Origin of the sequence: Ollibium composti, from assembly GCF_004801285.1 — a bacterium.
Taxonomy (GTDB): Bacteria; Pseudomonadota; Alphaproteobacteria; order Rhizobiales; family Rhizobiaceae; genus Mesorhizobium; species Mesorhizobium composti.
Genome location: NZ_SSNY01000011.1, coordinates 1 through 14,493 on the forward strand (window position 1 = coordinate 1; position 14,493 = coordinate 14,493).

The window sequence follows — 14,493 nt, forward strand, 5'->3', positions numbered from 1 at the left end:
CAGCACAGGCCGCAACGAGCAAGAAGGAGAAAGCCGCCCCTTGACCAAAACCTAAGACCCAAACCATACATGAAGGCGGGTCACTTCTCGGCGAAAATCCCGGGTCAGCTCTCAGCGGAAATCAACAACTACGCCCCAGGCACGACCCGTGGTCCGGACCGTCGGCTGGCGACAGTGCAACTGCCCAACCGCAAAGCCGAAGGCCACGATCCACGGTCGAGCCCGGGATGGAACGGAACTGCCCGATATTGCGGCCACGCTGCTGGACGCGGCGATCCCCGCGCCAAAGGGAATCCGCCGGCTCGGGACCGCGGAATAGGCTGGAAGCTATTTTAGACCGAGCTTCTTCTTGAGTTCGGCGTTCTCCTGCCACAGGCGTTCCGCGAGCTGCTTCTTCAATTGCTTGTTCTCTTCCTCCAGCGCAAGGAGATCATTCAGATCGGCAGGCGCGGAGGCAGCGTCGGCTGCCTTCTTCCACTGGTAGTAGGTCTGCTCCGATATACCCGCCTGACCGGTCGCCTTCTTGACAGACACATCCGGGCCAATCGACTTCTCGATCTTGGCGAGTAGCTGGGCACGTTCCTTTTCGGAATAGGTCTTGCGCTTCGCACGGGCCGGTGCGGGCGGAGCCTCCGCCACCTTCGGTGCTGGCTTTGCAGTTTCCTTTGCGATCCGCGGCTTTGGCGCCGCCTTCGCCTTTCTCGGTCTCGGAGCTTTTTTCTTCGGCGTCGTCTCAGGCGCCTGTGCTGCCGCAGGGGCTTCGGCTGGGGTCTCGACGGTTTCAGCTTCCTGCGGATCGGGCATCTGTTGCTCCACTTTTGGTTGGTTGGGGACGTCAACATCTGTGGAGAGCGCACCGGAGTCAACGGGCAGCCCATTCGAGGCTTCCCCCATCTCAGCGTCAACCTTCGCAGCGACCGCGGTCAAATCGATCCCGCTCCAGATCGAGCGACTTCGATCGTGGATTCCGCGCTTGCGTTTGACTTCAACAATCACTGGACGCGTCTGTGGCTTCACAATCTCTACCTCGACCAAAACGACTTGCGACGAGTTGTTGGCATAGCGCGATCAATCCCCATAATCACAGGATCCAAAAGTCGACCAAACGAAAGGAACGCTTTCCGCTCGAATAGTGCCCCGCAACTACCGTTCGCGCTCGCCCACCCCGCCTTCCTGCTATCCGGATCAGGCTCAGGGAGCAACGGTGACGTGGAGAGATTCCAGAATTCCGGGCAGGTCAGCGAGGCGTGGCAGATCGAGAGCGGGACTGTCGGCCTCCAGCTTCGGCGCTACCGCCCGGTCGTAGACAGCAACGCATTGCCTGTTGGTGATGCGCGACATGTAGACGATCCCGTCGAAGGTGGTGTGGTCATACAGGGACTGGCTCAGTCTCCTGCCGGCGGCCTGCGCCTTGGCGCGGACGGCATCGGTCGACACGCCGAGCAGGCTCGCTCCCTCGTTTCGCAGATCGAGGAGGAACAGCGGCAGCGGGTTTCGCACCGCAGTGATCGAGTATCGGGCGAATTCCTCTCGGAGAAGCAAGCGCTCGTCGGCCTTTTCGAAGCGATCCCGGACGATCGTCTCGGCAAAGGCCGTCATCGGATCTTGCGCCAGATACAACAGCTGAAATCTATTCCTCGGGCTGGAAAAGCGCGAGCGGCCGTAGCCCATGCCCAAGGGCGTCGCTGCATGAGCGCGCGCGATGATCCTCACATAGTCGGTGACGTCGACCCTGACCGCGAGCCGTTGCAGAATGGCAGGGTCGAGCGTCATTGCGGATCGAAATAGGCCTGGGCGGTTTCAATGACCTCTTCAATCCGGTCCTGCTTCAGAAGATCGATCGGCCTGCGGCCGCCCAGTACAGGATTGGCTTGGCGCAACCAGAGCCAGGCCGTGCGATGGCTGCCGGCAAGACCAATGACAGCGGAGATTCCGAGAGCCGGCCGCCCGTCGATGAACTGCTCGACGGGGAACACATGCTTCTTCGTCCCCTTCAGCAATCCTATGACTTCGTTCGCATGTTGCCATCGGTGAAGGGTCGATCGCGGGATGCCATAGTCTCGGTTAAGCTCGCTGGCGCCGGCGACCGTGCCAGCCCAGTCCTCGATCTTGCGGGCGACGGCGAGTTCATTGAGGAGGTGCTTTCCCTCCTCTTCGGGGACGATCGGCCCGAGCCCCTCGCCTACCGATCGCTCGACCGTTTCGGGCACGATAAGCTCGATCTTGCGGCGGCCGCGCTCGTCGCCAAAGGTTTCGACCAGTCGCCGGACGCCACGCACCAGTTCGGCCTGCCGTCGTGTCAGGGTTCGGCGGGCTTCCGCGGGAAGCTCCAGGACCGCTTCCGCAGCAGCGCCGGCGATGCGGGCCGACAGCGCCAGCGAACCGGATTCGAATGCCGTGTCGCTTTTCAGTGCGTCGGTGACCTTGCTGGTAACGCGGTCCGCGACGCGGGTTCGGGCGTTTCGGGCGATCTGCATGTTCGGACTGGCCATCGGGCAAACTCCATTCCTCTGAAAGGACAATATAAGAATGGAATTGACATTTGTCCAGTTTGTGCCATTTGCTCCGAATGCACCACCTGTGACGAACGGATCGATAAGACAATGCTGCGTTCACAACGTGCAAGGCTGCTATGCGAAATCAACGCTGGAGCGGGTGCCTGGATGATGTAACCTGAAACCGCTGAATTTCGTCAGGATCTACCTCCTCCCAGAGACTGACGGATACGGTCGACCTTCACCTCCTCCCGATCGTCGACCATCTATATGACGCCCGCCGCCCCTCCTCCCGCGGCGGGCGTTGTGCTTTCTGGCTCTGCACTTTGCGGGCAGCTACGCAGTCACTGCTGCGACCGGCGCCAACCCGCTGCCCGGGCTTCCTGTTCGGAACAGAACCATCGCTCGCCCTTGCCGGTCGAGACCCGCGTCTGCGCGTAGTATTTCTGACTGGGCACGTGGTAGATGCGCTCGCCCTTCCGGGAAATGTTACCCTTAATGTCGCAAGCACCCGACGGTCTGGATGCCGCGGCAGGCGAAGCGACCGACGGCGCCAGGGACACGATCGGCGAACTGTCGGTCTGTTCACGCTGGGCCGCCCGCCACTCCCACGGCAGTTCGAACTGACCTTGCCAGATGCCGATCTTTTCCGCCTGGGCGGCAGACTGCTCCCCGAAAAAACGCACCGTTCGAATAGCGCGGCCAGTCCATAGCGTGCCCGCTTCGGACCAGCCATCTCTGGACATTGGCGCCATCGGCGCGAGTGCAGTTGCCCACGAAACGGCCGTACAGGTCGCGCTCGACGAATTTGCAGGTCGTTGGCGACGCCGCCGCCAGCCATCCGGCCAGAGCCTCCGCCGCTCTCGCTCCACACCGATACATCCGGCCAGCGGCATCTGCGCAAAACTGCGCCGATTCGGGCGCGTCGATGCCGTCGAATCGGATCCGTTCGCCGTGCCGTCGATGACCGACGCGCGGCCGGCGATCGTTTCCGCGCCGCCCGTGGCCACAAGCTGCGCAGCATTCGGCAGCGGCAGTTTGTCCAGGAAACCCGGACCGAAATACCCGGCTGCTCCGGCGACACCCATGGCGGCAAGGATCGTGGTGATACCCCCTGCCCTGCCGGACTTCCGCCGTTGGAAACTGACGACCTTGCCCATCGGTCGATCGATACCCCTGATTGTCGGGTGCGTAACCTGGCAGAGCTAACTGAACATGCCCTTTCGGGACCCGTTCAAATGGCGACCAATTCAAGGGTGGGCAATGTGAAAATAAACGCAGGCGAGGACGCGCTTGATGCTCTCGAAGGACTCGTCTGCTTGTTCACAAGCCGGTGACGCGACAACGCTCCGTACGGCGATCTTACGGATACCGCCCCGTTCACGCAACCCAATCGCGCGCGACGGATTCCGAGTCACAACGGCATTGACGCATTGTGTCGTTCCACACCTGACGCAACATGCCGAAATCTCCTCCCATTCCGGGCTCACCGGACCCTGCGCCCCCGCGGGCACCGCATATCTGTATACAGATATGCTATCCTGCCTAATCTTCTGCCTAATCTTCTGCGGGCTTAAACGGTTGTCGCGAAGATCAGAATATGAAGAAGCTGCTTCGCTGGATCGCGATGACCGCCAACGTGCTTCCAACGGCTAGGGACGCTCGTTTGGGTCTCGCGCCATGCGGTATGGGTGACGCGCGCCGCTCTGCTCGAATAGAAGATCGTCAGCGGTATCCGACGCACATCACGTAATCCCGGAGCAGTTGCTCCTCGTATTCTACGTCATCGAGCAGCGATTGGAGCACGTCTCTGGCATTGAGCACGCCGATGGGTTTCGAGACTTGATCCACGACCGGGACGTTCTTCAGGTTCCGCTGCTTGATGGTTGACCATACATCGTTCAGCCAATCTTCGGGACGGCAGAAGGCCACCTTTGTGGTCATCACATTCGATGCCGCCATCGTGCAGCTACAACCCGTGCACTGGCTGATATGCCCGACCACATCGGTTTTTGTGATAATCCCGATCATTCTCCCACCGTCGTCGCAGACGATGACGAGATTGAATTTCGGTCCGTTCAGCAGCCGGGCCGCATCGATCAACAGGGCGTTGGAATTGATCACGGCGAGGCGCCCTTGTGCCGTCGTCAGAAGCCTTTCAACCTTCGTCATTTCTACTCCTTGCGAATTTTTCGATCGCGCTTCGCCTGTCGCGCTCGCCCAGATAGATGCCTACGCCCCTAGGGCGATCCGTAGCGCCGCGATGATCCCGACAGCGGCAAGGGCGAAACACGCGAAACGCATCACGATCAGCGCCCAGATCTTGGCAACGGAGTGGACATAATCCTCGATCACCACCTGCAGTCCCAAGGCTGCATGCCAGAAAAGCGTGACCAGTAGGAGGACCATCAGTGCAGTGTTTATCGGCTCGCGGAGCCAGCGGCGAAATGTGTCGTAGTCACTGCCGCTATGGGCGATGAGCGAAGCTGCGAACCATATTGCCGGCAGCACCAGCGCGGCGGCCGTTATCCGCTCGGTCCACCAGTGTCCGAAGCCCGACTTTGCGGAGCCAAGACCGACGGCGCGGCCGAGCGGAGTTTGAATGCGAAATCGCCTCATCAGCTGTGCCCCGCGATCAACAGGTTGAGGAGCCAGGAAATCACCGTCAGCGCGGCGCTTAGAAGGACCACGGCCCAACCGGAGGCATATATCTGCTTCAACTCGAATGCTCGCACACTGTCCCAAACCAAGTGACGGATCCCTCCGCAAAGGTGGAGGAAAAAGGCGAACGTGGCGATCAGGAACAGAATCTGGCCGGGCCACGATCCGATGATGGTCTGAAGCTGGGAATACGCGGCTGGGCCGCTGGCCGCCGCTGCCAACCAGATCACCAGGACAACCGCGAAAACGCTCAGGGCGACACCCGTAATCCGGTTGGCGATGGAGAGCACGGAGGTGAGCTGTGGCCGATAAATCTGAATGTTCGGCGAGAGCGGCCTTGCCCGCTTGGTCGTCATGCGTTCCATAGCTCGCGCCCTAGCTTTGCCGATCGACGATCATCTTCTTGATCTGCGCGATCGCTTTACCCGGATTAAGGCCTTTCGGGCAGGTTCGGGTGCAGTTGAGGATGGTGTGGCATCGGTAAAGCCGAAACGGGTCTTCCAAAAGATCGAGCCGTTCGCCCGCAGCTTCGTCGCGGCTGTCGGTCAGCCAGCGCCATGCCTGCAAAAGTGCGGCGGGACCGAGGAACCTGTCTCCGTTCCACCAGTGGCTCGGACAGCCTGACGTGCAGCAGAAGCAGAGAATACATTCGTAATAACCGTCGAGCTTCGCGCGATCTTCCGGCGCCTGCAATCGTTCCCGGTCGGGCGCAGGCGTCGTGGCCTGGAGCCAGGGTTCAATCATCTCGTACTGCGCCAGAACATGGGTAAGGTCGGGAACGAGGTCCTTGATGATGCGCATGTTCGCCAGCGGGTAGATTTGCGCAGGCGTGCCGGTTTCCTCGATATAGCGTGTGCAGGCCAGCCAGTTCGCACCGTCGATGTTCATTGCGCAGGAGCCGCAGATACCCTCACGGCAGGAGCGACGAAAAGTCAGGGTCGGGTCGACGTTGTTCTTGATCCAGATCAGGGCATCCAGAACCATCGGTCCACAGGCGTCAAGATCGACCTCGAACGTGTCGAGCCGCGGATTATCGTCGCCATCCGGATCGTAGCGATAGATCTCGAATGCCTTTGTGCGCACTGCGCCCGCCGGCGCCGCCCATGTTCGTCCACGCTCGATCCGCGAACCCGGCGTTACGCCGAAATTTCGCGGCACAGGAAACCGCTTGAGGAGAGGATGTTTCGGAACCTGGTCGGAAGAGCGGACGATGAACGCATCAGTTCTAGGCATCGTTGCCACCAGATTTTATTTTCTCGCCGGCGCCGCGCGAAGAGATCTTGATACCAGTCGATGGATTACTGACCGAAACTGGATCGCTGGCCGGGAATGTTTCCAACAGTCCCTCATCAAGCAGAGAATCCGGAGTTTCTGCTGCTGGATCGTCGGCCGTCATATCCTTGTCGCGATTACGCCGACCAGTTTGGGTGGGAAAAAGAATCGTGAGCAGCAGCGCACTATCCTCGATGCCTTTCACCGAATGCGGCTCACCGCTATCGAGGTACAACCATTGACCGGCCAGGAGCTCGACTGAAGTGGCCGGAAGTCCGAGTAATGCCCGCCCCTCCAGACAATGTAACGTAATAGGACCATCGACACGGTGGGTCTTGATATTCGCTCCAGCGCGGACGACGAGGCGGACGGCCTCGAACGCATCAGATTTAACGATTGCGGTTGTCCGAGCATGCTTCAGAGCAGGCCCCAGCGGACTTAGGTCGATGGTTTCTCCCGGATTGGCATGGCGGATTGCCATTTGAAGCTATCTCCTTGGCAAGACCTTACTTTGGGGCGTGAGCGGTGCGCCAGTAAAAGATTTGAGCGCTAGGCACTTTCTCTGGCTTCGCGCCCCGACACCTCTTCGATTATGACACGATAGAACACGTGGTCGCTGTGGTAGGATAGCGGCTGCGCGACAGGCTTCAAGGCGCCCGGTTCCCACCAATCGGTATGACGACTGAGCAGTGACCATGCATGGTCTCGGTCGTCTTGACGGGGCAACTCCTCATAGAGCCCGTCTACGATCACGCTTTTCCACTCGCGCCCGGGGCCGTGTTCCTCGGCGACGACCGAAACGTGAGGATTCGCGCGCATCCATTGAATCTTCTTTCCCGGCATCGAGAACGCGTAGAGATGATGGTCGGCATAGGTGAAATAGATTGGAACGACATAAGGACGCCCCTCGCTGACGCAGGCCAATCGCCCCATCCGCCCGGCGCTCAACAACTTCGTACATTCAAGCGTACTGAGCGAACGGACGTGCATCGATTTCTCCTCGTGTTTCTCAAGTCGTTTTCATAGTACTCCGAGTTTGTCATTTAAGGATGCGGCAAGATGGGTGGCGATGGCCACCATCGCTATCTGGTATCCCCCTGCTCTGCGAGTGCATTCTCCAGACGGCGTTCGCAGACAAGCAAGGCTTGCCCATGCCCAGACTCGGAGCAGAGCGGATCAGCGGAACAGAATCTCCATCCAACTTGGTCCGACTGGCATCAACCTCGCGATGAAATTAGAGCAATGATAAGCAATACTGTGCATTCGGAGAAACGACGGTGACGATCCGAAACCTGCACCATGCATTCGCCGCGCAATCGATCGCCGTCATAGGCGCATCGTGCCAACCGGGATCGGTCGGAACGGTTGTGCTCGACAATATCTTGAAAGGCGGGTTCGCTGGCGACGTCTGGGCGGTGAACCCGAAATACACCGAATTGAACGGCCGTCCCTGCTACGCGGCCGTGAAGGATCTTCCCGCGGTCCCCGATCTTGCCGTGATCATGACACCGGCCACGACAGTGCCTGGCCTCATCGGTGATCTCGGCGCCAAGGGGACGCGCGCCGCAGTTGTCCTCTCTGCCGGCCTAACAGAACGGAATGGCTTGAGGCAGAAGATGCTCGATGCAGCACGGCCGCATCTGCTGCGCATCATCGGGCCGAACGGCATCGGTCTCATGCTGCCGCACGCTAAGCTCGACGCCGGTTTCTTCCACATGGCCGCGGCCCCCGGTGACATCGCGCTTCTGTCCCAGTCGGGCGCGATTGCGGCCTCGCTGATCGACTGGGCGGCCGACAACGGTGTGGGGTTTTCGCAGATCGTCTCGCTCGGCGACATGGCCGACGTCGACGTAGCCGATTGCCTGGATCTCCTCGCCGGCGACGCCAAGACCCGCGCCATCGTTCTCTACCTCGAATCCATCCCCAATCCCAGGAAGTTCATGTCGGCGGCGCGCGCAGCTGCACGAATCAAACCCGTCATCGCCATAAAGCCGGGGCGTCACGCCGAAGCGGCGAAGGCAGCAGCCACACATACGGGCGCGCTCTCGGGCGCCGACCGCGTGGTGGACGCCGCGCTGCGGCGGGCCGGGATTCTGCGGATTGCCGACCTTTCCGAATTGTTCGACGCCACCGAGACGATCGCTCGTTTTGCCCCGCTGGAGCGGGCGCAGGTCTGCATCGTCACCAATGGCGGCGGAGCCGGCGTGTTGGCCGTCGACCGTTTGGCGGATTTCGGCGCCAGGCTGGCCGAGCTTTCGGCCGGCACATCGGCGACCCTCGACCGGATGCTGCCGGCGAACTGGTCGCGGGCCAATCCGGTCGACATCATCGGCGACGCCACGCCCGAGCGCTACCGGACGGCCGTCGCCGCTGTCGCCGCCGATCCCTCCGTCGACGTGGTTCTGGTCATGAATTGTCCCACCGGCATCGCGTCCTCGGCGGACGCAGCGACAGCAGTCGCCTCGCTGGCGAAAGACGGCACCATCGGCGGCAAGCCCATCCTGTCCTGCTGGCTGGGCGGAGTCACCGCGCGGGAAGGCCGCCGGCTACTCCAGTCATCAGGTATTCCAAGCTACGAAACGCCCGCCGCGGCAGCCGCTGCGGTCGACTACCTGACCAGATGGTCACGCGCCCAGAAAGTACTGCAACGCATTCCGGCGGCTGCCGCGGAGGCGCCGGTCGACCGTACTGCCGCTCTTGCCGTCTTCCGGCAGGCGGCGTCGGAAAGGCGCCGCGCGCTGACCGAGCCAGAGGCCAAGACCGTAGCGAAAGCCTACGGTATTCCTGTGCCGGATACCATCGTAGCCCGGTCTGCAGGGGAGGTCGAGAAAGCGGCAGAACGTCTTCTGGGGGGTTCGCGGAAGATCGTCATCAAGCTGCTCTCAAAGTCAGTATCGCACAAATCCGACGTCGGTGGCGTAATCCTGAACATCGAAACCGCCAAGAGCGCGTGCGATGCCGCACGCCGCATCGAAGGGAACCTGCGCCAGCATGCGCCGGATGCGTCCATCGACGGATTTGCCGTCCAGCCGATGATCGAGCGCAGCCAGGCGCAAGAGCTGATCCTGGGGATCGGCCACGATGCCATCTTCGGCCCGATCATCCTGTTCGGGACGGGCGGCGTCGCCGTGGAGGTGATCGACGACACGGCGATCGCGCTGCCGCCCCTGGACGATGTCCTCGCCGGCGGCCTGATCGACCGGACGCGGGTCGGCCGTCTGCTTGCCGGTTTCCGCGACCGCAAGCCGGCGGATCGTGCTTCGATCGTCCGTGCCCTCAACGCGCTGTCGCAACTGATCGTCGATTTCCCGTGCATCGTCGCTGCTGACATCAATCCCCTGCTCGCCGACGGCGACGGCGTGATCGCACTCGATGCGCGCTTCGAGATAGATCCGGAATCCGTCGAACGGCCTGGCCCCAATCCTGCGCTGATCATCCGTACCTATCCGGCGGAATGGGCAAGGGACATGACGGTCCGCGACCGGACCTACCACGTGCGGCCGATCCGGCCCGCCGATGTGGCCCTTTATCCGGGTTTCTTCGACCGGATGGACAAGGAGGACATGCGGCTCCGCTTCTTCAGCCTGAGTAAGCACTTCTCCGACAAGCTCCTGATCCGCCTGACGCAGCTCGACTACGAGCGTGAAATGGCGTTCGTGGCGTTGGATAGCGACGGAAATCTGTGCGGGGTCGCCAGGATCTTCGCCGACCCCGATCACGAGACGGCCGAATACGCGCTGCTGGTGCGCAGTGACCTCAAGGGACAAGGCCTCGGCTGGGCACTGCTGCGGCATCTGGTCGACTATGGCAAGACGGACGGCCTCAAGCGCATCGACGGCATAGTTCTGACCGAGAACTCAGGAATGCTGAAGATGTGCCGCGAGTTCGGCTTTCAGCTTGAGGTCGACCGAAACGATCCCAGCATCGTTAAAGTCTCCCTGGACCTTTTGAACAAAACCTAAGCCGCGCTGGCTGCGTTAGTGCAACCGTTACGCGTGATCATCGAGCCCGCGAAAGGCCGCAAGCGCATTTTCCAGTGCAGGTAAGTTTCAGTGGGCCAGGAACAGGAGAGCCGGGGGCTGTTCAAGTAGCGACCGGGTAACTCCTCCCAGAATCGCCTGCCGAAAGCGCGAATGGACGAACGCGCCCATGACGATCATTTCCATACCTTCCGAGGCTAGGAAAGAACGGAGGCGTTCGGCGACGTCGCCTGCCTCGGCTACCAGCGTGGCGAGCTTGCATTCGATGCCATGCCGCGCAAGGAATATGGCGAGATCGGCTCCCGGTGCCATACGGGAGAGATCCTTTTCACCCTCTACCGTAACCGCCACCACCGTTTCTGCACGAACGAGAAAAGGCAATGCATCCTTGACGGCACGCGCGGAGCGGGCGCTACCATCCCAGGCTATGGCGATCCGCTCCGGTCTGACCGCTCCGCCATCGCGCGGAACCAGAAGCAAAGGACAACCGCTGTCGAAAAGAACGTCTTCAATCACCGTACGCTGCGAAGGATCAGAAATCTCGGCTGCGTCGAGGATCGCAAGATCATGGACGCGCGCCAGCTGAACGAAACGCCCGGATCTTGAGTCGAAAGGCGAGCTCGCATGTTCGGCGACGACATCCAACCCCGCGCCGGCGACCGCCTTGCTGGCCTCGTGTGTTACGGACGATGTGGACTTTTCGAGACGCTCCGTCTCCTGTGCGAGCCACACGGACGCCGTCGCTGCAGACATAGGAAACGGCGCGCTCAGGTGTGGCGCGAAGACGTAAAGCGAAATCGTGCTATCAGTTGTTTGGGCAAGCGCGATGGCCGAAGCCAAGGCTTGTGTCTGTGTCCAGACGCCATCCGAAGGAATGCCGACCAGTATGCTTCGAAACGGCTCGCAATATGCCTTGGACCGGATCATGTCATCGCGCGTCACGGATTGATGCTCCTGATGTAGGCGATAATGGCATCGACCTGTTCCGGCGCAGCGACGAACTCGGGCATGTCCGGGTGCCCGGTCGAGATGCCTTCTGCCAGCGCTTCGGCCAGATCTTCGATAGGATAGCGCCTGGAAAGGGTCCGGAACGGCGGCGCGTCGGGATGGCTGTTCTTGTCGGTCGAAGTCACAGCGTGGCAGCGTGAACAATTCTCCTCGACCAATTTTCGACCATAGTCGATTTGCGGGAAGTCATCCGCCCTGGCCAACGCCACTGGAAACAATGTTGCTGCAACGAGCAGGAACCTGAGCATTGTGCGGAATCCTATGAAGCCTTCGGAGGCTTTTAGCGCAGCAAGACGAACTCGCATTGACCTGCCGCAAATCTGTAAGCCGTCCACTTCCTTGCGCAGGAGGGAAAGCGGCGGCGCCTATCCCAGATGCCGTTACCGGCGGTCGCTGCGGGCAAGGCAACACCCTTTGCCCGTTTGGGTCGACGACGCGCGCGCGCTTTGATGTGTGTCAAGGCGCGGCGATCGGTCAGGGAGGACGCTTACCATGTGAACGGAGGTCTGGTGATGGTCTATAATACGATCATGGTGCAACTCGACATAGACGCGCGGGCTACACCACGACTGGCCTTCGCTTGGAGTCTTGCCCGGCGCTTCGAGGCTAAACTGATCGCGTTTTGCGCCGCGGAGCCATACCTATCGATTCCAGAGGACATCGACGGTAGCGCGTCGTCGGTCAAGATGCAGCAAAAGTGCATCGAGATTGACGAGCAGTTGAAGGCGCTGAAGTCGGAATTCGAACATCTCGTGGGCAAAAATCACGGTTCTTGGCGTGGTATGGTCGGTGACCCGACGAAATTGCTTGCCTATCACGCCCGCGCGGCCGACCTGCTGGTCGCCAGCGCCAACAACGGGGTTGCAAGCGGCCTTCGCACAGTCTTTCCGGGTGAATTGATCCTGTCGGCTGGCCGTCCTGTCCTGTTTCCAAATGAACGTCATGAGCCTATGGCTGCCGCCAATGTCCTCGTGAGCTGGAAAGATACGCGCGAAGCGAGGCGTGCTGTGGTCGACGCCATGCCGTTTCTTCTCGCTGGGCAAGAGGTTCTCGTTGCGACGATCGAGGACGACGACAAGCACAGCGCTCACCAGAGCGTGGCTGAGGTCGTTCGTTTTCTCGTGAGGCACGGGGTGAAGGCGCGGTCGAAAGTGATCGATGCGAACGACCGCCAGGCACCGGAGGCGCTTCTGAACGAAGCGAATGAAATTGGCGCTGATCTGATTGTCTCCGGCGGATATGGGCACAGCCGGTTGCGGGAGTGGATTTTCGGTGGTGTTACGCTGTCCCTGCTTGCGGATCATTCCATCAACCGGCTGATGGCGAACTAGCCGGCATGTTCGTAGGATTACTTCGGGATCCTCGCCTGCCACGACATGTCGACCGCTTCCCTGCCAAGGTTTCTCTACCAACGGCTTCGATTGATGAGCCCGACTTGAGTTGCCGACACCGGCATAGCGATCCACTTCGAGCGAGCATACCCTGAACGAAGAATCCAGCCTCCAGATAAACATTTGACGCGCGTCAAGGCGAAACTGTCCGCAACGGCACACTCTCCCGGCAAATGGCCCGAACTCTGGGAGACCCGCTATGGCCGCTACAGACCTTTCCACTTCCGCAACGTCGGTCTCGGAAAAGACCGACAGCAAGCTCCGTCTCGGCGCGCTGACCGCGCTGGTCATCGGCTCAATGGTCGGTTCGGGCGTGTTCAGCCTGCCGCAGAACATGGCGGCCGGCGCGGGACCGCTCGCCATCCTGATCGGCTGGGGCATCACCGCCGTCGGCATGCTGGCGCTCGTCTTCGTCTACCAGTCGCTCGCCGTGCGCAAGCCGAGGCTGGACGCCGGCCCCTACGCCTACGCCAAGGCCGGATTCGGGCCGTTCATCGGCTTCAACAGCGCCTGGGGCTACTGGATCAGCGCGTGGGTTGGCAACGTCTCCTACGCGGTGATCGTCTTTTCGGCGCTGTCCTATTTCTATCCGGCGTTCGGCGACGGCAACACATGGCAGGCCGTGCTCGGCGCCTCGGTCCTTTTGTGGCTCATCCACATCCTGATCCTCGCCGGCGTGCGCCAGGCGGCGATCGTCAACCTCGTCGTCACCGTTGCCAAGATCGCGCCCATCGTCCTGTTCATCGGCATCGTCGCCGTCGCCTTCAAGGTGGACGTCTTCAACGCCGACTTCTCCGGGCTCGGCAACGCCGGCCTCGGCTCGGTCATGAACCAGGTCAAGAGCACCATGCTGGTGACGCTGTGGGTGTTCATCGGCATCGAGGGCGCCAGCGTCTTTTCGGCGCGCGCGGAACGGCGCCAGGACATCGCGACCGCGACCGTGCTCGGCTTCCTCACCTGCCTGGCGCTTTATGCGCTGGTGTCGCTTTTGTCGCTCGGCATCATCAACCAGCCGGAACTCGCCGGATTGAAGAACCCGTCCATGGCGGGCGTGCTGGAGGCGGTCGTCGGCCCCTGGGGCGCCATCCTCATCAACCTGGCGCTGGTGGTATCGGTCGCCGGTGCCTTCCTCTCCTGGACACTGCTGGCGGCCGAGGTGCCGCACGTCGCCGGGAAGGACGGCACCATGCCGAAGTTCTTCGCCCATGAGAGCGAGCGCGGCGTGCCCTCTACGTCGCTGCTGGTCACCAATCTCCTGGTGCAGGCGTTCCTCATCATCACGCTGTTCGCGCAGAGCACCTACCAGGCGCTGTTCTACATCGCCTCCGCCGCCATCCTCGTGCCCTACATCTTCTCCGGAGCCTATGCGGCCAAGCTCGCCATCACCGGCGAGAGCTATAAGGCGGGCGAGAGCCGCAACGGCGCGCTGCTGATGGGTCTTTTGGCTACGGTCTATGGCCTCTGGCTCGTCTATGCCGCGGGCCTCTCCTACCTCTTCATGTGCGCGATCCTCTATGCGCCCGGCATCGTCTTCTACGTCTGGGCACGGCGCGAGAACCGGGAGCGTGTCTTCCATCCGGTTGAGGCCGTCCTCGCGGCCGCCCTCGTCGCCGTCGGCCTCTACGCCGCCTACGCAATGGCGACCGGCGCCGTCAGCGCGCTCTGACGCGCCGGCTTCCGCGAAAG

At 61.3% G+C, this 14,493-nt stretch carries 16 protein-coding genes; 3 read left to right on the top strand and 13 right to left on the bottom strand.

The window, feature by feature from the left end; translation table 11 throughout:
- Positions 1-327: 327 nt before the first annotated feature.
- The 11 genes from E6C48_RS17350 to E6C48_RS17395 all read right to left on the bottom strand — a co-directional run bounded on the left by E6C48_RS17350 (position 328) and on the right by E6C48_RS17395 (position 7,418).
- The gene (locus E6C48_RS17350) at positions 328-1,017 is read right to left on the bottom strand and encodes a transposase (RefSeq protein ID WP_230978824.1); all 690 of its coding nucleotides are present in this window, start codon (positions 1,015-1,017) and stop codon (positions 328-330) included.
- A 174-nt stretch (positions 1,018-1,191) separates the two neighbouring features.
- A complete protein-coding gene (locus E6C48_RS17355; protein ID WP_136359444.1) occupies positions 1,192-1,773 on the bottom strand; it encodes an RES family NAD+ phosphorylase in 582 nt (193 codons plus the stop codon).
- Positions 1,770-2,492: an antitoxin Xre/MbcA/ParS-like domain-containing protein gene (locus tag E6C48_RS17360; protein WP_136359445.1), complete on the bottom strand. Its 723-nt coding sequence runs from the start codon at positions 2,490-2,492 to the stop codon at positions 1,770-1,772. Before E6C48_RS17360 ends, E6C48_RS17355 begins: the two co-directional genes overlap by 4 nt.
- 347 nt (positions 2,493-2,839) lie before the next feature.
- Complete coding sequence (locus tag E6C48_RS23230) at positions 2,840-3,181, bottom strand: sunset domain-containing protein (protein ID WP_456238544.1); 342 nt, start codon at positions 3,179-3,181, stop codon at positions 2,840-2,842.
- On the bottom strand, positions 3,081-3,749 hold the full coding sequence (locus tag E6C48_RS17365) for a thermonuclease family protein (RefSeq protein WP_230978825.1): 669 nt from the start codon (positions 3,747-3,749) through the stop codon (positions 3,081-3,083). The genes E6C48_RS23230 and E6C48_RS17365 overlap by 101 nt, the downstream gene beginning before the upstream one ends.
- Positions 3,750-4,220: 471 nt before the next feature.
- The gene (locus tag E6C48_RS17370) at positions 4,221-4,667 is read right to left on the bottom strand and encodes a CBS domain-containing protein (RefSeq protein ID WP_136359446.1); all 447 of its coding nucleotides are present in this window, start codon (positions 4,665-4,667) and stop codon (positions 4,221-4,223) included.
- A gap of 60 nt (positions 4,668-4,727) precedes the next feature.
- Positions 4,728-5,114, bottom strand: a complete 387-nt coding sequence (gene sdhD, locus E6C48_RS17375; protein WP_136359447.1) for a succinate dehydrogenase, hydrophobic membrane anchor protein — start codon at positions 5,112-5,114, stop codon at positions 4,728-4,730.
- Positions 5,114-5,521 (bottom strand): succinate dehydrogenase, cytochrome b556 subunit, encoded by a 408-nt coding sequence (gene sdhC / locus E6C48_RS17380; protein ID WP_206086522.1) that lies wholly within the window; start codon positions 5,519-5,521, stop codon positions 5,114-5,116. Before sdhC ends, sdhD begins: the two co-directional genes overlap by 1 nt.
- 10 nt (positions 5,522-5,531) lie before the next feature.
- Complete coding sequence (locus E6C48_RS17385; protein WP_136359448.1) at positions 5,532-6,389, bottom strand: succinate dehydrogenase iron-sulfur subunit; 858 nt, start codon at positions 6,387-6,389, stop codon at positions 5,532-5,534.
- Positions 6,382-6,909: a cupin domain-containing protein gene (locus E6C48_RS22850; RefSeq protein ID WP_230978826.1), complete on the bottom strand. Its 528-nt coding sequence runs from the start codon at positions 6,907-6,909 to the stop codon at positions 6,382-6,384. Before E6C48_RS22850 ends, E6C48_RS17385 begins: the two co-directional genes overlap by 8 nt.
- Positions 6,910-6,977: 68 nt before the next feature.
- On the bottom strand, positions 6,978-7,418 hold the full coding sequence (locus E6C48_RS17395) for a pyridoxamine 5'-phosphate oxidase family protein (protein WP_136359449.1): 441 nt from the start codon (positions 7,416-7,418) through the stop codon (positions 6,978-6,980).
- Positions 7,419-7,705: 287 nt separating this feature from the next.
- Here E6C48_RS17395 and E6C48_RS17400 point away from each other — a divergent pair, with 287 nt between their 5' ends.
- A complete protein-coding gene (locus tag E6C48_RS17400; RefSeq protein ID WP_136359450.1) occupies positions 7,706-10,390 on the top strand; it encodes a bifunctional acetate--CoA ligase family protein/GNAT family N-acetyltransferase in 2,685 nt (894 codons plus the stop codon).
- A gap of 87 nt (positions 10,391-10,477) precedes the next feature.
- Here the strand turns inward: E6C48_RS17400 and E6C48_RS17405 are convergent, their stop codons facing one another.
- Together E6C48_RS17405 and E6C48_RS17410 are read right to left on the bottom strand one after the other, a co-directional pair.
- Positions 10,478-11,350 (bottom strand): universal stress protein, encoded by an 873-nt coding sequence (locus E6C48_RS17405; RefSeq protein ID WP_230978827.1) that lies wholly within the window; start codon positions 11,348-11,350, stop codon positions 10,478-10,480.
- The gene (locus E6C48_RS17410) at positions 11,347-11,664 is read right to left on the bottom strand and encodes a c-type cytochrome (RefSeq protein ID WP_136359451.1); all 318 of its coding nucleotides are present in this window, start codon (positions 11,662-11,664) and stop codon (positions 11,347-11,349) included. Before E6C48_RS17410 ends, E6C48_RS17405 begins: the two co-directional genes overlap by 4 nt.
- A 264-nt stretch (positions 11,665-11,928) precedes the next feature.
- Between E6C48_RS17410 and E6C48_RS17415 the strand changes: the two genes are divergently transcribed.
- The gene (locus tag E6C48_RS17415) at positions 11,929-12,747 is read left to right on the top strand and encodes a universal stress protein (protein WP_136359607.1); all 819 of its coding nucleotides are present in this window, start codon (positions 11,929-11,931) and stop codon (positions 12,745-12,747) included.
- A gap of 259 nt (positions 12,748-13,006) precedes the next feature.
- Positions 13,007-14,473, top strand: coding sequence for an arginine-ornithine antiporter (gene arcD / locus E6C48_RS17420; RefSeq protein WP_136359452.1), 1,467 nt, complete (start codon positions 13,007-13,009; stop codon positions 14,471-14,473).
- Positions 14,474-14,493 lie beyond the last annotated feature (20 nt).